Here is a 24,619-nt window from a genome sequence, read left to right on the forward strand (position 1 = left end):
TCAGGAAACCACTTGGCCAGCCGGCACTTTCAGGCCGTCATGCCACCACGCTGCGAGACTGAAGACGTTGGGCGCCTTGAGAATCGTGAAGTGGTTGCCCGGCCCGTACCACACCGCCAGATCCGCGACCTGGCGCTGCCAGCCTTCGACCATCGCCGCTTGCTCGCGCTGATTGCCCCACGCATCCAGCGTCGGGTCATCGACCAGCGCCAGCCGCACCGGCCCGGTGTAGGCCCGTTGCGGTTGATAGACCGTGCGCAGGGCGGTGGCGAAGGTGCGGACCGGGCCGTGCATGGCCTGAGCTGACGAACGCGCAGACAACACACCGGCGCGCACCATGCCCTCGTGCAACAGGCGCATTTGCGTGGTGTCGTCAGCCTCGGCGAACGCCAGCGGATCAATGCCCAGCGACTTGCCACTGGACAGTTGCAGCGTCTCGATCAAGCGTTCCAGCGCGGCAGTCGTGGTGTACGGTTTGCCCGCCTTACCGTTGCCGCCGGGCGATTCGCTGTCGATCAGGGTCAACGACGCCACCTCGCGCCCGGCTGCCTGCAACTGTGCGGCCATGGCATGCGCGACCCAACCGCCGAACGAATGGCCGATCAGGTGCACCGGGCCTTGCGGATACAACTGCTCGACGGCTTGCAGATAACACGCGGCTGCCGCTTCTACCTGACTGTGCGGCACGCCGTTGCCATCGAGCCCGCGCGGTTGCAGACCGATGATCGGCCACTCCGGGCCCAAGGCCTCGGGCAAGTGAATGAATCCGGTGACACTGTCGCCCGCCCCCGGCACGCAGAAGATCGGCGCATGCCCGGGGTGTCCGCTCTGAATGGTCAACAGCGGCTGATAGGCCTCTGGCTCCGGAGCCTGCGCAGCGGCCATTACCTGACTCAAGGCCTGACCGAGCGCCTGAATATCCGGTGCTTTCATCACGCTGCGGTGATCACCCGGCACATCGATGCAGCGCAGCAAGTCGCTGGCGACTTTCTGCTCCCAGCCGCGGGTTGGGTTGGGCTGTGCCTGCCCCGGCATTAATCCCTGCGCGCGGAACAAGTGCACCGGCTGACTGGCCGGGCTGACCCGGTAATGCGCCAGCGCCAGGCCATGAGCGGCCTCACGATCAAAGTAACTCCAGGCATCCGCTGCACTCAGTGCGGCCAGTTCCGGGTCAGGCAATTGCTGTTCGCAGCAGCGTTGGAACAGTGCGTCAAACGCAATGAGTTCGACTTCAGCCTCCAGCCGTTCGACCTCAGCCAACGCCGGCAGCCCTTCTGCACCGCGCATCTGCGAACGCGCGCGGCAATGCTCCAGTAACTGACGTTTGTCGCGATGCTCGCCGCTCCAGCGGGTTTTATCCTGGCTGGCCGGATGCGGTGCGTAGGTATCGAGCAGGCCGACAAACGCCACCGCCTCATCGAGGCCGAGCAATTGCTGCGCGATTTCATACGCCAGCAAGCCACCAAACGACCACCCGGCCAGACGATACGGCCCATGCGGCTGCACCGAGCGGATAATCCCGACCATCCGCGTGGCCATGCACTCAAGGGTGCGCAGTTGCGGTTGCCCCAGTGGCACACCGGGCAAGCCGTAAATCGGAAACTCGCCCTCGATATGCAGGCCCAATGCAGGGAAGTACACGTCCCGTCCGCTGAACTCATGGATCAGGAACAGCGCATTGCCGCCCTCGCCCGGTCGTACCACGACCAGTCCTTCCGGCTGCGCGGGCACGGCGTGGCGTTGACTGAGCAGCGCCGCCAGCGACTCGACACTCGGACGCTGGAACAGCTCCGCTAGCGTCACCTGTTGCCCCGCACGTTGCAGCAGGTTGACCAGACGAATCGCCAGTAGCGAATGCCCGCCCAACTCGAAGAAGTTGTCATGGCGCCCGACCTGCTCGACCTTGAGCACCTCGCCCCATACCTGCGCGAGCAAGCTTTCAACCTCGCCTTGCGGCGCTTCGTAGTGGCGGCTGAGCACCGCGTCCAGGCCCGGTGCCGGCAGCGCCTGACGGTCGATCTTGCCGTTGGGACTCAACGGCAAGGCGTCGAGCGCAACAAACGCTCCCGGCACCATGTACTCCGGCAACTGCTCGAGCACGAATGCGCGCAACGTGTCGATAGCAGGCACAACGTTGCCCTCGCGCGCCGTGAAATACGCGACCAGACGCTCGTCGCGCATCAGCACCACCACCTCGCGCACCTGCGGGTGCTGGATCAACCGTGCTTCGATTTCACCGAGTTCCAGGCGCAAGCCGTGCAGCTTGACCTGGAAGTCGTTGCGCCCGAGGAATTCGAGGTTGCCGTCAGCGCGGTACCGCACCAGATCGCCGGTGCGGTACAAGCGATCACCGGCCACAAACGGACTGTCGATAAAGCGCTCGGCCTGCATCTGCGGCAGCCCCCTATAACCGCGCGCCACGCCGATGCCGCCGATGTGCAACTGGCCAATGACGCCGAGCGGTACCGGTTGGTCATGCGCATCGAGCACATACAGGCGGGTGTTACAGATGGCTTTGCCGATCGGCAATTCAGTGGACGGCACGGGCATGTGCGGTTCCAGTGTCCATGCCGTGCTGTCGACCGTGGCTTCCGTCGGGCCATACACGTTATGCAGGCGCACCCACGGCAGTTGCTGGCGCACAGCACCAGCCAGCGCCGCCGTGAGTTCTCCGCCACCACAGAACACATCGGTGAGGCTGGTGCACTGACTGACATCCTGCAGTTCAACAAACTGCTGCAACAACGCCGGCACAAACTTGACCACAGTGACCCGCTGCTCACGAATCACTTGCGCCAGATAGGCCGGCTCCCGATGACCGCCCGGCCGTGCCAGCACCAGGCGCACACCGGCCGTCAGCGGCCAGAAGAACTCCCACACCGAGCCATCGAAACTGAACGGCGCTTTCTGCAACAACGCGCCATCCGGGGTCGGCGGGCAAATCTGCGAGCCCCAATGCATCAGATTGCACAAACCACGATGTTCCAGCATCACGCCCTTCGGCGTACCGGTCGAACCCGAGGTGTAGATCATGTAGGCCAGATTCGCAGGGGTCAGGCCAGGCACCTGCGGATCGGTTTCCGACTGGTCATGCCAGCTGCATTGATCAAAGTCGATCACGGCCACGTCGCTCCCGGCAAACAGCGATCGGGTGGCTGTGTGGACCAGCACCGCCACCGGCGCGCAGTCCCTGAGCATAAAGTCGAGGCGCTCTGCCGGATAAGCCGGATCCAGCGGCACGTAGGCGCCACCGGCCTTGAGAATGCCGAGCAGCCCGACCACCAGATCGAGTCCACGCTCGACGCACAGCGCCACCCGCGCATCCGGCCCCACACCCTGCTCGCGCAGGTGATGCGCGAGACGGTTGGCACGGACATTCAGCGCGCGATAGGTCAGGCTCTGTTCGCCAGTCTGCACGGCGATGGCGTCCGGCTGACGCTGCACCTGCGCTTCGAACAGGCTCTGGATCGGTTGCTCGACCGGGCAATCAACTGCCGTCGCGTTGAAATCGCCGAGCAAGCGCTGCTGTTCATCCGCCGCAAGCAGATTGACCTGCGCCAACACCGCTTGGTCATCGGTGACCAGCGCTTTCAGCAAGCGCTGCAAGTAACCGCTAAAACGCCGCACGGTCGACTCATCGAACAACGCCGTGGCATAGCGCAGCGCACCACGGATGCCTTGCGGGTTTTCCCCCAGGCTCAGCGACAGGTCGAACTTCACAAAGTGATTTTCCCCGGCCAGACCTTCCAGCGTCAGACCGCCCAACGCCAGGGCGGGCGCGACGCTGCTGTCCCAGCTCACCAGGGTCTGGAACAACGGGGAGTGGGAAAGACTGCGCACCGGCCGGGTAATCTCCACCACGTGTTCGAACGGCAGATCCTGATGCGCCTGCGCCGCCAACGTCTGCGCCTTGACCCGTGCCAGCAGCGCTGCACCGGTCAGATCGCCCGAGGTATCGATGCGCAACGCAAGGGTGTTGACGAACATGCCGATCAACCCTTCGATTTCGGCACGGTTACGGTTGGCCACCGGCGAGCCAATGACCACATCGGACTGCCCGGACAGGCGCGCAAGCAACATCGCCCAGGCGCTCATGAGCACCATGTACGGCGTCACGCCGTGGCGCTGACACAACGCCTTGAGACCGACGCTGGTCTGCGTGTCCAGCACAATCTCGACACTGCCGCCGTGGTGATCCTGTTGCGCCGGACGCGGGCGGTCGATCGGCAGGCTCAACAATGCCGGGGCACCGGCCAGCGTCTGCTGCCAGTAATTGCTCTGGCGCTGCAACACCTCGCCGCTGAGCCAGCGCCGCTGCCACACCGCGTAATCCGCGTATTGCAAGGCCAGCGCTGGCAGTGGATCTGCCTCGCCACGGCTGAACGCCTGATACAGCGCCATCAGTTCGCGGGTCAGCACCCCCATCGACCAGCCGTCGGAGATGATGTGGTGCATCGTCAACAAGAGCACATGGTGCTCATCGGCCAGACACACCAACCGTCCGCGAATCAACGGGCCGTCCTGCAAATTGAACGGTCCGCGCGCTTCAGTTTCGATCAGCGCGCGCAAGGCCTCGTCGGTCTGCAGTTGTTGTCGCCAATCCTCCTCAATCAGCGGCAGGCCAGTGTCGACCGGGGCAATCAGCACCTGCGCTTCGTCGTTCAATTGCGCAAAACGACTGCGCAGGGTTTCGTGACGAGCGACGATCCGCGCCAATGCCCGTTGCAGGGCCACGGCGTCGAGTCGACCACGCAAATGCAAGCCCAAAGGAATGTTGTAGGCGGTGTTGCCGCCGTCCATCTGCGCGAGGAACCACAAGCGTTGCTGGGCGAAGGACAACGGCAGCGCCTGATCGCGCGGCGCCGGCAGGATCTGCGGCAAGCTGCTGCGTTCGGCCTGACTCAGCACTTGAGCGACCGCCGCCAGTTCCGGGTTGGCAAACAGATCGGCCAGCGCCAGTTCCACACCCAATTGCTGGCGCACCTGGGAGAGCATGCGCATGGCCAGCAATGAATGGCCGCCGAGTTCGAAGAAGTTGTCATGGCGACCGACCTGTTCGACCTGCAACACCTCGGCCCAGACCTGCGCCAGGCTTGCTTCCAGTGGATTGGCCGGTGCCTCGTAGACCCGACTGAGCAGCGCCTCCTGAGTCGGTGCCGGCAGCGCCTTGCGATCAACCTTGCCGTTGTTGTTCAACGGCAAGACATCGAGTTGTACCCACGCTGTCGGCAGCATGTATTCCGGCAGACGCGCGTGCAATCGGGCGTGCAGTTCAGCGCTGTCCAAGTGCTCATCGTGCGCCGTGTAGTACGCCACCAGGCGCGGGCTGTCCTGCCCGTCACGGCGCGCCAGCACCACTGCTTCCTTGATGCCCGGGCACTTCAGCAAACGGTTTTCGATTTCTCCCAGCTCGATGCGGAAGCCACGGATCTTCACCTGATCGTCGTTGCGTCCAATGCAATCGAGTTGTCCCGGCGCCAGCCAGCGCGCAAGGTCGCCGGTGCGATAGAGCAACGCGCCCGGCGTCTCGCTGAACGGATCGCGGAGGAATTTATCGACGGTCAGATCCGGCCGGTTCAGGTAACCCAGCGCCACGCCCTGCCCGCCGATATACAGCTCGCCGGTGACGCCCATCGGCACCGGTTGCTGATACGCGTCGAGCACGTACACCTGCGTGTTGCCGATGGGGCCGCCAATCGGCACGCTCTCGGCGTTTTCTGCCACTTCGCGCACTTCAAAGGTGGTGGCGTAGGTGGTGGTTTCGGTCGGGCCGTAGCAATGCACGATGCGCAGCCCGGGTGCCTCGGCCAACAGTCGACGGAACGCCGCCGGATCACCACGTTCACCGCCACACAAGAGGATGCGCAAGCCCTTGAGCGCCTGCGGAATCAGTTGCACGTACTGGTTGAACAGCGCGGTGGTGACAAACAGGATCGTCGCGCCACTGGCACTCAGTTCGCGGCCGAAGGCATTCGGATCAAGCAAGGTTTGATGGTCGATGATCACCACGCGACCGCCATTGAGCAGCGGCCCCCAGATGTCCATGGTGCTGGCGTCGAACGCCGGGTTCGAGGCGAACACCACGCGATCCTGTGCATTGAAATCGGCGTAACCGTTGTTGAGCACCAAGCGGCCGATGCCCCGGTGCGGCACCATTACCCCTTTCGGCGTGCCGGTGGAACCCGAGGTGTACATGATGTACGCCAGGGCCTCGGACGACTGCAGCAGGTTCGGGTTGTGCGTCGGCTGACCGTTGAGGGTCAGCGTGTCCAGATCGATACGCGGCGCGGCGTAGTCGAGGACTTCGTTGCTCAAAGTCAGCAGCGCCACCGCCCGACAATCCTCGACCATGAACGCCTGGCGCTCGCTCGGTGCATTGATGTCCAGCGGCACATAGGCCGCCGCGCATTTGGCAATGGCCAGTTGCGCCACCAGCAACTCCAGCGAACGCGGCAGCAGGATCGCCACGTGGTCGCCCGGTTGCACGCCCTCTTCGACGATCAAATGATGGGCCAGACGGTTGGCCTGAGCGTTCAGCTCAAAGTAGCTCAGCGAATGTGCGCCATGCACCGCTGCCACAGCTTTGGGATGCGCCGCAGCCTGCTGTTGGAAAACTCCGTGTACGGTCAGCGTTTGCGGGTAGTCACGCGCTGTGGCGTTGAAGTCGCCGAGCAAGCGCTGACGCTCATCCGCCGCCAGCAACGGCACGCTTTCCAGCACCACTTGATCACTGGCAATCATTGCTTCGAGCAGGCGCTCGAAATAACCGATGTAACGCCTGATCGTCGACGCATCAAACAGCGCCGTGGCGTAGTTCAGCGCGCCACGAATCACCCCGTTGACCTCACCCAGTGTCAGCGTCAGATCAAACTTGGCGACCTCGCCCGGCCCGGCAACGCCCTCCAGGGTCAAATCGCCCAACGCCAGTTGCGGGCCGACGCTGCTGTCCCAGCTCAGCGTGGTCTGGAACAACGGGCTGTGGGCCAGGCTGCGCACCGGCCGGGTGATTTCCACCACCTGCTCGAACGGCAGGTCCTGGTGCGCCTGCGCCTCAAGTGTCCGCGCCTTGACCTGTGCCAGCAGCGCTTCGACGCTCGGGGCGCCCGAGGTGTCGATGCGCACGGCCAGCGTATTGACGAACATGCCGATCAGGCCTTCGACTTCAGCGTGGCTGCGGTTGGCCACCGGCGAGCCGATCACTACATCGGATTGCCCGGACAGGCGACTCATCAGCATCGCCCAGGCACTCATCAGGGTCATGAACAGGGTCGCGCCGTGACGCTGGCTCAACGTTTTAAGGCCAGTGCTCAAGCGTTCGTCCAGCAACACCTCGACGTTGCCGCCGGTGTAATCCTGCTGCTCCGGTCGCGGGCGATCGGTGGGCAACGTCAACAAGGCCGGCGCGCCGTCGAGGGTCTGCTGCCAATAGTCGCTTTGCCGCTGCAGCACTTCACCGCTGAGCCACTGACGTTGCCACACGGCGTAGTCACCGTATTGCAGGGTCAGTGGCGGCAGCGGATCAGGCTGACTGTGGCTGAACGCTTGATACAACGCCATCAACTCACCGGTCAGCACGCCCATCGACCAGCCGTCGGCGACGATGTGATGCACGGTCAACAGCAACACATGGTGATCGTCGGCCAGGCGCACCAACCGCCCGCGAATCAACGGATCGTTGTGCAGATCAAACGCTGTCGAGGCTTCCTGCGCCATCAATCCCTGCACGGTGTGCCCGGCTTGCAAGTCTTCGCGCAGGTCTTCCACGCGCAAGAGCAAACCGCTGTCGACCGGGGCAATCGACACGTGGGCGCTGTCGTCGAGGCTGATGAAACGGCTGCGCAGGGTTTCGTGACGGGCGACGATCCGTGCCAGCGCCGCTTGCAGGGCATCAACGTTGAGGTGACCGCGCAGGCGCAGGCCGAGAGGAATGTTGTACGCCGAGTTGCCACCCGTCATCTGCGCCAGGAACCACAGGCGCTGTTGGGCGAAGGACATCGGCAACGCTTGATCACGCGGCACCGGCACAATGTCCGGTAGCACGCTGCGCCCGGCGCGATTCAATACTTCGGCGACTGCGCTCAATTGCGCGTCGGCAAACAGATCATTCAGCGCCAGTTCCACCCCGAGGCGCTGACGGATCAGCGAGACCATGCGCATCGCCAACAGCGAATGACCGCCGAGCTCAAAGAAGTGATCGTGACGACCGACCTGCCTGACTTGCAGCACGTCGGCCCAGATCTGCGCCAGTGCGGTTTCCAGTTGGCCTTGCGGCGCCACGTATTCGCGAATCGGCAGCGCGGCCAGATCAGGTTTCGGCAACGCCTTGCGGTCGACCTTGCCATTGGCGGTCAGCGGTAAAGCCTCGAGCCGGACAAACGCGGCGGGCACCATGTAATCCGGCAACTGCATGAGCAACTGCGCGCGCAATTCAGCCACCGCCAGTGGCTCGGCCCCCGCCCGTTCGGTGAAATACGCCACCAGTTGCGGCTGGCCGGGTTGGTCCTCGCGAGCCAGTAGTACCGCTTCGTTGATACCGGGGAGCTGATTGAGGCGGGTTTCGATTTCACCCAACTCAATGCGCATGCCACGGATTTTTACCTGGTCGTCGTTACGCCCCAGATAGTCGAGCGAGCCGTCTTCGCGCCAGCGGGCAAGGTCACCGGTGCGGTACATGCGCGCATTCGGCAAGGGGCTGAACGGGTCTTGCAGAAAGCGCTCGGCGGTCAGATCGGCGCGGTTCAGATAACCCCGGGCCACGCCCGCGCCACCGACGTACAACTCGCCCATGACGCCCATTGGCACCGGGCGTTGCTGCTCGTCGAGCAGGTAAACCGCAGCGTTCGCCACCGGTTTGCCGATGTGCAACGCCGCACCGACGTCGATACGCCCGGAAGTGGCGACCACGGTGGCCTCGGTCGGGCCGTAGTTGTTGATCACGGCGAAGCGTTGGTCGCGGTTGAACTGGCGCAAGCGGTCGCCACCAATCAGCAAGGTGCGCAAAGTCCGATGATCGAGGTTCTGGCTGAATGCGTATTCAGCAATCGGCGTCGGCAGGAAGCTCACATCCAGTGGTTGCCCGCGCCACCAATCGAGCAATGCGTCGATGTCTTCGGTGCCGTCATGGTTCGGCGCCAAGTGCAAGGTCGCGCCCGTGCACAGGGCTGGCCAGACTTCCCACGCCATCGCATCGAAGCCAAACCCGGCAAGGCTTGAGGTGTGGCTACCGGCGCGTAAGTCGAACGCTTCACAGTGCCAGTCGACCAGATTGGATAACGTCTGATGCTCGACCATGACCCCTTTGGGCAGACCGGTCGAACCCGAGGTGTAGATCACGTACGCCAGGTGCGCAGCGCTCAGGCCCGGCACCGCAGGGTTGTGTTGCGCCTGTGCCGGCCATGCGCACAGGTCGACATCGATCACTGGCACGGTCAGCAGCGACAGCCTCTCGCGCAGATCGCTTTGCGTGAGTACCGCGACCGGCGCGCTGTCGCCGAGCAAATAGCTGATCCGCTCGGAGGGATGCGCCGGATCGATCGGCACATAGCCGGCGCCAGCCTTGAGGATGGCGACCAGCCCGACCAATGTGTCCAGACCACGACGGGCGACGATGGCCACACGATCATCGGGTTTCACGCCTGATTCGATCAAGTGATGCGCCAACGCATTGGCCCGGCGATTGAGCTGCAAGTAAGTCAGTGGCTGTCCGGCAAACACCGCTGCAATAGCCTGCGGACGCTCGGCGACCTGCGACTCAAAGCGCTGGGCAATCGTCAGCTCACGCGGGTAGTCGGCTTCGGTCGCATTGAAATCCATCAGCAACTGTTCGCGCTCTGCTGCCGGCAGGATCGACAACCGATCAAAGCCCACGTGCGGCGTGTGCTCCAGCGCGTTCAGCAAAGTCATCAACGCACCCTGCATGTACCCGCAGATACGCCGTGCATCAATGCCCGCCCCGGCCAATACCTTCAGGCGGAAGTCTTCGCCGAGATCATCAACGCTGAGGGTCAGGCGATAGTTGCTGTGCTCCTCGGCATCGAGCAATTGCATGCCGTGCCACGCCGTTTGCACCTCGGCGGATATCGGCCCGACCGGGGTGCTGTGACGATAGTTGAGCAGCGTGCTGAACAGCGGCGTGCCCGCCGGCATCGCGCTGCACTGTTGCACCTGCGCCAGTTGCGCGTGCTCGTGGGCGAGCAACTGACTCAAGCGTTGATGGGTCGCCAGCGCCGCCCCTTTAACGCTGTGCGCATTGAGCTCGATGCACAGCGGCAAGGTGTTGATGAACACACCCAGCGCCCGCTCCGCTCCTTCGCCGCCCTGCAATCGCCCGAGCAACACAGTGCCGAAGACCACGACGTCGCGCCCGGACAATTGCCCCAGCACCTGCGCCCAGGCGAGGTGCATCAGGCTGGCGGCGCTGACACCCAAGCGCCGTGCCTGTTGCCGCACGCTGTGGCTGAGGGTGTTTTCCAGCGTCAACTGCGCTTCTTGCGCGGGACCGTCATGGGCAATATTTTGCCCGTAGGGCAAGGTCGGCTCATCAATCGCGCCGAGCATTTCGCGGAAGAAGCTTTCGTGCTCTTGCTCACTCAGACCGGCCTGGGTGTGCGCCACGTAATTGCGATACGGCACCGGCTCGCTCAGTTGCCCGGCGTTGCCCAGCAGAAACGCCTGCATCTCGTGCTGCAACACCTCGAGCGCCACGTGATCCATGACCAAATGATGGAACAGCAACAACGCCACTATGCGTTGATTGGACACATCGCGGCTGTACACCACGCGCATCAGCGGCGCCTCGGTGACGGGCATGCGGTAGTTATCGATGGTGAAGCGGTCACGCAACTGGCTCAGCGCATCGCCCGCTTCGGCGTCCAGCTGCAAGGCCTCGCAGCCCAGCGAAGCCTCACGCCAGACCACTTGCACCGGCTCTTCCAGACCCTCCCAGAACAGCGAGGTGCGCAGAATGTCATGGCGCTCGATCACCCGTTGCAGTGCCTCGGTGAATACCTGCAAACGCTGCTCGTCGGCGAAGGCAAACTGCGCCTGCAGCACATACGGATCACCCTGCGCAGCCGACAGATGATGGAACAGGATGCCGGTCTGCAAAGGCGCCAGCGGGTAGATGTCCTGCACGTTGCGCGTACCGCCGGGGACACTCGCAATGATGCGGTCAATCGTCGCTTGATCCAGCGCCACCAGTGGCAGCAGTTCGGGCGTGATGCGCGTGCAATCGGCCGGAACAAGATTGGCCGGCACCGCTGCCTCAGGCTCTCCGCCCACCGCCGCTGCCAATGCGGTCAACGTCGGTTGGTCGAACAGCACGCGGATATCCGCCGACAGGCCGGCGCGGCGCATGCGTGCGACCAGATTGACCGCCAGCAACGAATGGCCGCCCAGTTCGAAGAAATGATCAAAGCGCCCTACCCGCTCGACCTTGAGCAATTCGGCCCAGATACCGGCAATAACGGTTTCGACTTCACCGACCGGGGCTTCGTATGCGCGGGTCAACAGCGCCGACTGGTCAGGAGCCGGCAAGGCCAGGCGATCCAGTTTGCCGTTGGGGCTCAGCGGCAAGGCCGGCAGATGCACAAACACCGCAGGCACCATGTAATCCGGCAAATGCTTGAGCAGTTGGCTGCGCAGCTGTTCGATGTCCAGCGGCTCGCCGCTGTAATACGCGACCAGACGCTGATCACCCGGCACGTCTTCACGGGCCAGCACCACCACTTCGCGCACACCGTCGATGTGCGCCAGATGCGCCTGAATCTCGCCCAGTTCAATCCGCAAACCACGGATCTTGACCTGATCGTCGTTGCGCCCCAGATACTCGATGTTGCCATCGGCCAGATACCGTGCGACGTCGCCAGTGCGGTACAAACGCGCGCCAGCCTGATCACTGAACGGATCGTCGAGGAAGCGTTCGGCGGTCAGCTCAGGCCGATTCAGATAACCCCGCGCCACCTGCACGCCACCCAGATACATCTCGCCGACCACGCCCAATGGCACCGGTTGCTGATGAGCGTCGAGGATATACACGCGGGTATTGCACAGCGGTTTGCCAATCGGCGGCGCGTATTGCGGCACCGGCGCATGCGGTTCCAGTGTCCACACCGTGCTGTCGACGGTGGCTTCGGTCGGGCCATAAACGTTGTGCAAGCGTACCTGCGGCAGACGTTCGCGAACGCTGCGCACCAGCGCGGCAGTCAGCTCACCGCCGCCACAGAACACATCGCTCAGGCTGCTGCACTCACCGACTTCTTCCACTTCAAGGAATTGCTGCAACAGCGCCGGTACAAACTGGATGACGCTGACCTGTTGCTCACGAATCAGCTGCACCAGCGCGGCCGGATCGCGGTGATCGTCCGGGCCGGCGAGAACCAGACGCATGCCGCAGGTCAACGGCCAGAACAGCTCCCACACCGAGGCGTCGAAACTGAACGGGGTTTTCTGCAACAGCGCGGCGCCGACCGCAAGCGGACACAGGCTCGCGCTCCAGTGCAGCAAATTGCCCAGGTTGCGGTGCTCGACCATCACGCCTTTCGGCGTGCCGGTGGAGCCGGAGGTGTAAATCACATAGGCCAGGTTCGCCGCGCTCAGGCCCGGCACCTGCGGATTGCTCTGCGCAAGGTCTTGCCAGGTGCACTGGTCGAAATCGACCAACACGCCTGCCCACTCACCGATCAGCCCACGCGTCGGCGCATGCACCAGCACCGCCACGGGCGCGCTGTCCTCGAGCATGTAAGCGAGACGCTCGGCGGGATAACCCGGGTCCAGCGGCACATAAGCACCGCCGGCTTTGAGAATCGCCAGCAGACCGACCAACAACTCCGGCCCACGCTCGACGCAGATCGCCACCCGCGCATCGCTGCCCACGCCGCACTGGCGCAGGTGATGGGCGAGTTGGTTGGCGCGACGGTTCAACTCGGCGTAACTCAAACGCAATTCACCGGCCACCACGGCATCAGCGTCAGGTGTGCGCAATACCTGCGCCTCGAAGCAACCATGAACGGTCTGCTCGAGATCGTGGGCGACGGCGGTTGCGTTCAGATCGAACAGCAGATGCTGACGCTCGTCATCCGCTAACAACGCCACCTGCTCCAGCACCGCTTGATCATTGCTGACCATCGCCTGCAACAGTCGCTGGAAGTAACCGACGTAACGCTCGATGGTCGACTCATCGAACAAGGCGATGGCGTACTCCAGCACACCGCGAATCCCGCCCGGCGCCTCAGCCAGCGTCAGCGATAAATCGAATTTGGCGAAGTGGCTCGGCTCGGCGACGCTTTCCAGTGTCAGCTCGCCCAGACTCAGGCTGGCGCCGTGGCCGCTGTCCCAACTGAACATCGCTTGAAACAACGGGCTGTGTGCCATGCTGCGCAGCGGCCGGGTGATTTCCACCACTTGCTCGAACGGCAGATCCTGATGCGCTTGCGCATCCAACGTCCGCGCCTTGACTCGCGCCAGCAGCGCCTCGGTGCTCAAAGCGCCCGAGGTATCGATACGCAAGGCCAGGGTGTTGACGAACATGCCGATCAAGCCTTCGATCTCGGCGCGGGTACGGTTGGCCACCGGCGAACCGATGACCACTTCCGATTGCCCGGACAAACGACTCAACAGACTCGCCCAGGCACTGAGCATGAGCATGTACATGGTAACGCCGTGACGCTGGGCCAAGGCCTTGAGTCCGGCGCTCAGGCGTTCGTCGAGCACCACATCGACGGTGTTGCCGGCGTAATCCTGCTGTGCCGGCCGCACGCGGTCAGTCGGCAGCGTCAACAGTGCCGGAACGCCCGCCAAGGTCTGTTGCCAGTATTCACTCTGGCGCTGCAACACCTCACCGCTGAGCCAGCGTCGCTGCCACACCGCGTAATCGGTGTATTGCAGCGGCAGCGGCGGCAGTGGATCCGCCTGACCCTGGCTGAACGCCTGATACAGCGCCATCAGTTCGCGGGTCAAAACGCCCATCGACCAACCATCAGAAATGATGTGATGCATCGTCAGCAACAGCACGTGATGATCGTCGGCCAGACGCACCAGCCGTCCGCGAATCAGCGCATCGTCCTGCAAATCGAACGGCCCCGAGGCTTCGCCCTGAATCAGCGCCTGCAAGGCCTGGTCCGGTTGCGGGTGTTGGCGCAGGTCCTCGACGCGCAGCAACAGGCCGCTGTCGACCGGAGCGATCAGCACCTGTGCCTGATCATTGAACTGGGCGAAACGGCTGCGCAGGGTTTCATGGCGGGCAACGATCCGCGCCAGTGCACGCTGTAGCGCAGCGTCGTCGAGGCGGCCACGCAAACGCAGGGCCACGGGAATGTTGTACGCGGTATTGGCGCCTTCCATTTGCGCGAGAAACCACAAGCGTTGCTGGGCGAACGACAGCGGCAAGGCGCCGTCTCGGGCCACCGCGACAATCTCCGGTTGCGTGCTGCGCCCGGCCTGCGCTACCGCCTCGGCAACCGCGGCCAGCTCGGCGTTGGCAAACAGATCGCCCAGCGCCAGCTCCACGCCGAGGCGCTGGCGAACCTGGGACACCATGCGCATGGCCAGCAACGAATGGCCGCCGAGTTCGAAGAAGTGGTCCTGACGCCCTACTCGCTCGACCTGCAGCACCTGCGCCCAGATCTGCGCCAAGGCGCTTTCCAGTTCGTTGTGCGGGGCCTCGTATTCGCGGCTGAACAACGCCGCACGCTCGGGTTTCGGCAAGGCTTTGCGGTCGACCTTGCCATTGGCGGTCAACGGCAGTGCGTCGAGTCTGACGAAGGCCACCGGCACCATGTACTCCGGCAACTGAGTCAACAGGTGCGCGCGCAACTCGGCCACGGCCAGCGGTTCGACCTGGCTCTGCTCGGTGAAATACGCCACCAGACGCGGCTGACCGGGTTCATCTTCGCGCGCCAGCAGCACCGCTTCCTGAATGCCGGGCAACTGGTTGAGGCGGGTTTCAATTTCGCCGAGTTCGATGCGCACGCCACGGATTTTCACCTGATCGTCGTTACGCCCCAGGTAGTCAATCGTGCCGTCGGCGCGCCAGCGTGCGAGGTCGCCGGTGCGATACATGCGCGCATTCGGCAAGGCGCTGAACGGGTCATGGAGGAAGCGCTCGGCGCTCAAGTCGGCGCGATTCAAATAGCCGCGAGCGACCCCGGCACCGCCAACGTACAACTCGCCCATGACGCCAATCGGCACCGGACGCTGCTGTTCATCGAGCAGGTACACCGTGGCATTGGTCACCGGTTTGCCGATGTGCAAGGCATCGCCTGCCTCGATGCGTCCAGAGGTGGCAACCACGGTGGCTTCGGTCGGGCCGTAGTTGTTGATCACATCGAATTGCTGATTGCGGCTGAACTGGCGCAAGCGGTCGCCACCGATCAGCAGCGTACGCAACGTCGGGTGTTCGAGGTTCTGGCTGAAGGCGTATTCGGCGACGGGCGTCGGCAGAAAACTGACGTCCAATGGCTGCGCACGCCACCAGTCGAGCAGCGCATCGATATCCTCGGTGCCTTCGTGAGTCGGTGCCAGGTGCAAGGTCGCGCCGGCACACAACGCCGGCCAGACTTCCCAGGCCATGGCGTCGAAACCGAACCCGGCAAGGCTTGAAGTGTGGCGCCCGGCGCACAGATCAAACGCTGAGCAATGCCAGTCGACCAGATTCGACAAAGTGCGGTGTTCGACCATCACGCCTTTGGGCAGACCGGTGGAACCGGAGGTGTAGATCACGTAGGCCAGGTGCGCGGCGGTCAGGCCCGGCACGTGCGGATCAGAGGTTTCGCTCAGCGGCCAGGTCAGCGGATCGAGATCGATCACCGGCACCTGCAGCGCCGGCAAGCGGTCCCGCAGATTATTCTGGGTGAGCACGGCGACGGGGGCGCTGTCGCTGAGCAAGTAGTGCAGACGCTCGGCCGGGTGCGCCGGGTCGACCGGTACATAACCGGCGCCGGCCTTGAGAATGGCGACCAGCCCGACCAGCGTATCGAGGCCACGGCGGGCGACGATGGCGACGCGATCATCAGGCTTCACCCCAAGCGCGATCAGGTGATGGGCCAAGGCGTTGGCATGCCGGTTGAGTTCGGCATAACTCAATTGCTCACCCAGGCACTGTGCTGCCAGCGCTTCTGGTCGCTGCGCCACTTGCGCCTCGAAACGTTGGGCAATGGTCAACGTTGCCGGGTAGTCGGCCTGAGTGGCATTGAACGCCAACAGCACCTGCTCGCGCTCGGCCGCCGGCAGAATCGGCAACTCGTTGATTGCGGTATCGGGCGCCTGCTCCAGTGCCAGCACCAGACTTTCCAGGGCGCAGTGCAAGTAATCGCAGATACGCTGTGGATCGACCTCGGTGGTGGCCAGCAAGGTCAGGCTGAACGCATCGCCGAAATCATCAACGCTCAGGGTCAGCGGATAGTTGGTGCGTTCTTCGGAGCTGATCGTGCTGATGCCTTCCCAGGCGGCAAGCGTCTCGGCACTGGCAGTCGCCGCCGTGTGGCTGTGACGGTAATTGAGCAAGGCACTGAACAACGGCGTCGGCGCGACCACACCACTGCAACGCTGTGCCAGGGCCAGCGGCGCGTGTTCGTGGCGCATCAGCGTGGTCAGGCGTTTGTGGGTCGCCTCCACCGCCGCACGCACGCCTTGCGCATCGACATCGACCCGCAGCGGCAAGGTGTTGATGAAAATCCCCAGCGCCCGTTCGGTGGCTTCGGCGCCCTGCATGCGCCCCATCAGCACCGTACCGAACACCACGTTTTGCTTGCCAGTGAGCACCGCCAGTACCTGCGCCCAGCCCAGATGAAACAGGCTCGCGGCACTCACGCCGAGCTGCCGCGCCTGCGCGCGCAGACGCTGGCCGAGCAACGGGTTGATCGGCAGGCTCAGTTCGGCGATGCCGAGGCCGTCACCCTGCACATCCTGCAAACCGTAGGGCAGCGTCGGCTCGGCAATGTCAGCGAGCATCTCGCGGAAAAAAACCTCGTGCTCGGCTTCGCTGATGCCAAGCCGCGCTTGCGCCACGTAATTGCGAAACGGCACCGGGCGCCCGAGCGCTTGATCCTGGCCGGTGAGGCAGGCGAGCAGTTCGTGGCGCACCACATCGAGTGCCGAGTGGTCCAACGCCATGTGATGGAACAACAACGTCGCGACCACGCGCTGACCGTCCTCGTCCCACGCGTAGGCCAGGCGCATCATCGGCGCGCACCGGACGTCCAGACGGAAATGCCGCGCATCGAAACGCTCGTGCAGTTGCTGCAGCGCAGCGCTTGCGCCGTCTGCCAGCACGACCTCTTCGATCGGCAACTGTGCCTGACGCCAGACCACTTGCAGCGGCACGTCCAGCCCCTCCCAATGCACCGCCGTGCGCAGGATGTCGTGGCGATCGATGACTTTTTGCAAGGCTTGAGCGAAGTCCTGCAGACGCTCATGGCTGCTGAACGCGAAGTACGATTGCATGACGTAGGGATCGCCCTGCTCGTTGCTCGCGTGGTGATAGAGAATCCCCTCCTGCAACGGCGCCAGTGGGTAGATATCCTGCACGTTGGCGGCACCGCCCGGTATTTCGGCGAGCAGGCGATCCAGGGTCGGCTGATCGACTTCAGCCAAGGTCACCATCGCGGGCGTGATGTGCGGGGTGCCGGGAAGAATGCCGTTGGCCGGGACTTCGACTTGACCGGCCTTGGTGGCCGAGTATTGCCCGGCCTTGATCAGTTCGATCAGCGCCGGTTTGTGTTCGCGCAACAGCGCCAGCAACGCCGGATCGCTCAAGGCCTGCTTGTTGCCGTTCACCCGCAGCTGATCATCGGTGACCGCCAGTTGGATGTCTTTAGCCTTCAATGTGGCCAACAGTTCGATCACGTTCACAGGACGATCTCCATTCTTTCCGTAATTGCGGCGTAGCCGGCCAGGGTCGGTTGTTCGAACAACGCCCTGACATCGGCCTCCATGCCTTCCTGACGCAACCGGCCGATCAGACTGACCGCCAGCAGCGAGTGACCACCCAGTTCAAAGAAGTGATCGTGACGCCCTACCCGTTCGACGTTGAGCAGTTCGGCCCAGAGCCGTGCGAGGGTGATTTCGACTTCACCGACCGGGGCTTCGTATTCGCGGGTTTTCAACGATTGCTGATCCGGCGCCGGCAGGGCCTTGCGGTCGAGCTTGCCGTTGGGACTCAGCGGCAAACCCTCGAGATGCACGAACACGGCGGGCACCATGTAGTCCGGCAGGTGCTCGAGCAAATGACTGCGCAGCAGGTCGATGTCCAACCGTTCACCGGTGTAATAGGCGACCAGACGTTTGTCGCCCGGCACGTCTTCACGGGCCACCACCACGGCTTCCTGCACACCGTCGATCCGGGCCAGGCGTGCCTGAATTTCACCCAGTTCAATACGCAGACCGCGGATCTTCACCTGATCATCGTTACGCCCCAGGTACTCGATATTGCCGTCCGGCCGATACCGCGCGACGTCGCCGGTGCGGTACATGCGCCCGCCAGACTGGAACGGATCGTTGAGGAAGCGCTCGGCACTCAGCTCAGGCCGGTTCAGATAACCACGCGCCACCTGCACACCAGCGATGTACAACTCGCCAATCACGCCTTGCGGCACCGGCTGCTGTTGCGCATCAAGGATGTACAGGCGGGTGTTGGCGATCGGTTTGCCGATCGGCGTGTTGTCCGGGGTCTGCTCGATGGAGCCTGCGCAATCCCAAGCGGTGACGTCGACGGCCGCTTCGGTCGGGCCATACAGGTTATGCAAACCGCTGCCCGGCAATTGCAGTTTGAAGCGTCGCACCAGACTGCCCGGCAACGCCTCACCGCTGCACATCACCTGCCGCAGGCCGTCGCAGCGTGTGGTGTCGCTGTTGCCGAGGAATACGTCGAGCATCGACGGCACAAAGTGCAGCGTGGTGATGTTTTCGGTTTCGATCACTTCAGTGAGGTATTGCGGGTCCTTATGCCCGTCGGGCCGCGCCATGACCAGTCGCGCACCGGTCATCAGCGGCCAGAAGAATTCCCACACCGACACGTCGAAACTGAACGGGGTTTTCTGCAACACCGAATCGGCCGCCGTCAGCTGATAGGCGTCCTGCATCCACAGCAAGCGGTTGACCACACCGGTGTGTTCGTTGACCACGCCCTTTGGCTGACCGGTCGAGCCGGAGGTGTAGATCACGTACGCGCTGTGCTGGGGTGTCAGCGCCGGGATTTGCGGATTGTCGGTGGACAGGGATTGCCAGGTGTTCTGGTCAAGATCGACCACTGCCGCTTTGACATCCCCCAGCAACCCGCTGGTAGCACCGTGCACCAGCACCACGGCCGGCGCGCTGTCCTCGAGCATGTAGGTCAGGCGCTCCGGCGGATAGGCCGGGTCCAGCGGCACATAAGCGGCGCCGGCCTTGTTGATCGCCAGCAGGCCGATGACCATTTCCAGACTGCGTTCGACGCAGATCGCCACCCGCGAATCGACTTGCACGCCAAGGCTGATCAAATGCCCGGCCAAGCGGTTGGCGTGTTCGTTCAGTTGCGTGTAGCTCAATGCCTGTTCGCCGGCGACGACGGCGACAGCCTGTGGCGTACGTCGCACCTGCGCTTCGAACAAGCCGTGCAACGTCTGCTGCAAATCGTAATCGACGTCGGTGTCGTTGAGGCCGAGCAGCAACGCCTGCCGCTCTTCGTCCGACAACACCGTCAGGCGATTCAACGCTTGCTGTGGGGTGTGCTCCAAGGCTTCAACCAGCGCGGTCAGCGCGTTCTCCATGTACTGACCGATGCGTGCGGCGCCGATGCGCGACGGCGTCATCACTGTCAGTTCAAAACCGCTGCCCAGATCGTCGACGTTGAGGGTCAACGGGTAATTGGTGCGCTCCTCGCCGGCAAGGGATTCGATGCCCTGCCAGGATTCACGCTTGGCCTCTTGTCGGGTTTCATTGTCGCTGTGCCGGTAATTGAGCATCGCGCTGAACAGTGGCGACGGCGCCGCGACACCGCTGCAACGCTGGGCCAGCGCCAGCGAAGCATGTTCGTGGGCCAACAGCGCACTGAGCCGCGCATGGGTCGCCTTGACCCCGGCGCGCACCTCGGTTTCGTCGACATCCACGCGCAATGGCAAGGTGTTGATGAACATGCCCAGCCCGCGATCCGCGCCCGCGCCGCCCTGCATGCGGCCAAGCAGCACCGTGCCGAACACCACCCGCTCCTGAGCGGACGTTGCCGCCAGCACCCGCGCCCAGGCGAGATGGAACAGGCTGGCGACGCTGACGCCGAGCAACCGTGCCTGACTGCGCAGACGCTGCGCCACCACGGCGGGCAGTGCTTGGCTGACTTCCTCGATGTCATTGCCGTCGCCGTGCACGTCCTGCAAGCCGAACGGCAGGGTCGGTTCGTCGATGTCGCCGAGCATTTCGCGGAAGAACGCTTCGTGCTCTTGTTCGCTGACGCCAAGGCGGGTCTGCGCGACATAATTGCGGTACGGCACTGCGGGCACAGGCAATCGTTCATCACCGCGCAAAATCGCCTGCATTTCTTCGCTGACCACCGCCAGCGCGGTGTGGTCCATGGCAATGTGATGGAACAACAGCATGGCGACGACACGCTGATTGTCCGGATCGAGGGCATACACCAGACGCAGCAGCGGTGCCTGATCCAGGTCCAGACGCCAGTGCCGCGCATCGAAGCGCGCCCGCAACTGATCGATGGCTTCGCCCTGCGCAGGCTCCAGCGTCACGGCTTGGACCGGTAGCTCCGCCTGCCGCCAGACCACTTGCACCGGCGCCGCCAAGCCTTGCCAGACTATCGCAGTACGCAGGATGTCGTGGCGCGCCATGACTTGACGCAGCGCCGCAGCGAACCCTTGAAAACGTTCGATACTGTCGAATGCCAGACACGATTGCAGCAGGTACGGATCGCCTTTCACGGCGCTGAGATGGTGATACAGAATCCCCTCCTGCAGCGGCGCCAGCGGATAAATATCCTGCACGTTGGCCGCCCCGCCCGGCACCGTAGCAACGATGCGCTCGAGGCTGGCCTGATCCAGTTGCACCAGCGTCAGCATGTCCGCGGTGATGTGCGTGCAATCGGCGGGAATCAGATTGTCCGGTACTGCAACCTCGCGCCCACTGCCCACCGCTGCCGCCAGCGCGGCCAGAGTCGGCTGGCTGAACAGCACGCGCACGTCGGTGCTCAGATCGACCTGCCGCATGCGTTCGATCAGCGTCACCGCCAGCAATGAATGCCCGCCCAGTTCAAAGAAGTTGTCGTGACGGCCGACCTGTTCAACGTTCAAGACGTCCGACCAGATCTGCGCCAGGGCGATTTCCACCGAACCTTGCGGCGCGGCATATTCGCGGCTCAGCCACGCCGTTTGATCCGGCTCCGGCAACGCCTTGCGGTCGAGTTTGCCGTTGGCGGTCAGCGGCAGGGCTTGCAGGCGCACGTAAGCGGCGGGCACCAGGGCTTGCGGCAACTGCGCTTGCAGATGACTGCGCAAATCCTCGATCTCGACGTTCAGGCGCTCGGTAAACCACGCCAGCAACTGGCCGTCGCGCACCAGTACCACGCAATCCTGCACGGCCGCATGAGCGCTCAACGCCGCTTCGATTTCCCCCAGCTCGATGCGCACGCCGCGCAGTTTGACCTGATCATCGTTGCGCCCCAGGTATTCGACGTTGCCGTCAGCCAGCCAGCGCGCGAGGTCGCCGGTACGGTACATGCGCGCCTGCGGTTCGTCGCTGAACGGGTCGTCGAGAAAGCGTTCGGCAGTCAGCTCAGGGCGATGCAGATAACCGCGCGCCACACCCGCGCCGCCGACATACAACTCGCCAGCGACGCCGATTGGTACCGGGCGCTGCTGATCGTCGAGCAGGTAAATCTTCGCGTTGGCCATCGGCTGACCGATGTGCAGCACCTGCCCGGCCTCGACCGCGCCAGAAGTCGCAACCACCGTGGCTTCAGTCGGGCCGTAGTTATTGATCACCGCGAAGGTCTGCTCGCGGGGGAACTGGCGCAGCTTGTCGCCACCGATCAGCAGCGTGCGCAAGGTCGGGTGGCCTAGGTCGCGACTGAACGCATATTCGGCCACCGGCGTCGGCAGGAAACTCACCTGCAACGGCTGCGCACGCCACCATTCCAGCAACTCGTCGAGGTGCTCGTTGCTCACCGTTTGCGGTGGCAGATGCAGGGTCGCGCCGACACACAGTGCCGGCCAGACCTCCCACGCCATCGCATCAAAACCGAATCCGGCGACGCTCGATGTGTGGCTGCCGGCGCGCAAGTCGAAGGCCTCGCAGTGCCAGTGCACAAGGTTCTCCAGCGTCGCGTGTTCGACCATTACACCTTTCGGCTGGCCGGTGGAGCCGGAGGTGTAGATCACATAGGCAAGATGCGCCGGGGTCAGCGCCGGCAGTTGCGGATTCCTCTCGGACAGCTGCTGCCAAGTGGGATTGTCCAGATCAATCAGCGGCACGGCGCCGAGTAAATCGCGCGTCGAAGCCTGTGCCAGTACTGCCATCGGCGCGCTGTCCTGCAACAGATAAGCGATGCGTTCCGCCGGGTACGCCGGATCGACCGGCACATAACCGGCCCCAGCCTTGAGGATCGCCAGCAACGCCACGAGCATGTCCGGGCTGCGGCGCAGGCACACGGCGATGCGGTCATCGGGCTGCACGCCGAGCCCGAGCAAGTGATGGGCCAGACGATTGGCGCGCTGATTGAGCTGCGCGTAGGTCAGTTGCTGCGCGCCCTGCTCCACTGCTACCGCATCCGGTTGCTCCTCGGCCTGAACCTCGACCAAGCGCTGAATCGTCGCGCCACGCGGATAAGCCGCTGAGTGCTGATTGAAGCCAACCAGCAAATGTTCGTATTCCGCCACCGAGAGCACCGGCAGCCGGTTGAGCGGACGTTGCGGCGCCTCTTCCAGCGCCGTCACCAGATGTTCCAGTGCGGTGTGCATGTAACTGCAAATCCGCTGTGCACCAATCTCGGCGAGCGCCAGCACGTCGAGGGCAAACCCTTCGCCCAGATCATCCACCGACAGGGTCAGCGGATAATTGCTGCGCTCCTCGCCGCCAAGCATGCGCACGCCCTGCCAGATACCCTGGCCGTCGTGCGGCTGCTGCTCGGCGGCACTGTGTCGATAGTTGAGCAACGCGCTGAACAGCGGCGCCGAACCGGCCATGGCACTGCACCGCTGGGCCAGCGCCAGTGACGCATGTTCATGGCCGAGCAGCGCCGTCAGCCGCGCATGAGTGGACTTCACCCCGGCGCGCACACCTTCAGCGAGATCAACCCGCAGCGGCAAGGTGTTGATGAACACCCCAAGCGTGCGGTCGGCACCCTCACCGCCCTGCATGCGCCCCATCAACACGGTGCCGAAGACCACGTCGCGGCGGCCGGAGACTACGCCCAGCACCTGCGCCCAGGCCATGTGCATCAGGCTCGCCGGGCTGACGCCCAACTGCCGGGCCTGTTCACGCAAGCGCAGATTGAGCGCCGCATCGACCGGTTGCAGCGCTTCTTCGATGCCACGTCCGTCGCCCTGCACATCCTGCAGACCGAAGGGCAAGGTCGGCTCATCGATATCGCCAAGCATCTCGCGGAAGAACGCTTCGTGCGCCTGCTCATCGGCGCCCAAGCGGGCCTGCGCCACGTAGTTGCGGTACGGCATCGGCGGCGTCAGCATGTCGAGCTGATCGAACATCAGCGCGTGCATTTCGCGACCGATCACGTCCATGGCGGTGTGGTCGAGAATCGAGTGATGGAACAGCACGATGGCGACGACTTGCTGTTGCGCCGGATCCTCGGCGTAGACCATGCGGATCAACGGTGCCTGATTCAGATCGAGGCGGAAATGCCGGGCATCGAAACGCGCGTGCAACTGCTCGAGGATGTCGCCGTCCTGCGCCTCCAGCGGTACCTTTTGCACAACCATCTGCGCCTGACGCCAGACCACTTGCTGCGGGCTGGGCAAGCCTTCCCAGACTACGCTGGTGCGCAGAATGTCGTGACGGGCGATGACCTGCTGCAAATGCGTGGCGAAGGTTTGTAAACGCTCGAGACTGTCGAAGGCCAGACGTGATTGCAGCAGATACGGATCGCCCTGCTCAGCACTGAGGTGGTGATAAAGAATGCCTTCCTGCAACGGTGCCAGCGGATAGATATCCTGCACATTCGCAGCACCGCCCGGCACCGTGGCAACAATACGATCAATGCTGGCTTGATCCAGTGTTGTCAGGGTCAGCATGTCCGGGGTGATGTGCGTGCAATCGGCCGCAATCAGATTGGCCGGCACTGCGATTTCCCGGCCACTGCCCAAGGCACGCGCCAGCGCGGCCAGACTCGGCTGGTTGAACAGCACGCGCACATCGGCGTTCAGACCGGCCTGACGCATGCGTTCGATCAGGCTCACCGCCAACAGCGAATGGCCGCCGAGTTCGAAGAAATTGTCGTGGCGGCCGATCTGTTCGATGTTGAGTACGTCGGCCCAGATCTGCGCCAACGCGATCTCGACCGGGCCTTGCGGCGCTTCATATTCACGGCTGAGCCACGCGTCCTGATCCGGTTCGGGCAAGGCCTTGCGATCGAGTTTGCCGTGGGCCGTGAGCGGCAGGCTGTCCAGTCGCACATAGGCAGCCGGCACCA

General features: G+C 63.6%; 2 protein-coding genes (1 of these 2 cut by a window edge). Both read right to left on the reverse strand.

Translation table 11 applies throughout. From position 1 onward, the window contains the following. Nucleotides 1-17,847 carry a non-ribosomal peptide synthase/polyketide synthase gene (locus tag CCX46_RS17790; RefSeq protein WP_127928526.1) on the reverse strand — a complete coding sequence of 5,949 codons (17,847 nt, stop codon included), beginning with the start codon at nucleotides 17,845-17,847 and terminating at the stop codon, nucleotides 1-3. Continuing rightward, nucleotides 17,844-24,619 carry the 3' portion of a non-ribosomal peptide synthetase gene (locus CCX46_RS17795; RefSeq protein WP_127928527.1) on the reverse strand. It continues 6,253 nt past the right edge of the window, so only the last 6,776 of its 13,029 coding nucleotides appear in the window; the start codon falls outside the window, past its right edge — the gene reads right to left on this strand; it ends in the stop codon at nucleotides 17,844-17,846. Before CCX46_RS17795 ends, CCX46_RS17790 begins: the two co-directional genes overlap by 4 nt.

This window comes from Pseudomonas sp. RU47, from assembly GCF_004011755.1.
GTDB lineage: Bacteria > Pseudomonadota > Gammaproteobacteria > Pseudomonadales > Pseudomonadaceae > Aquipseudomonas.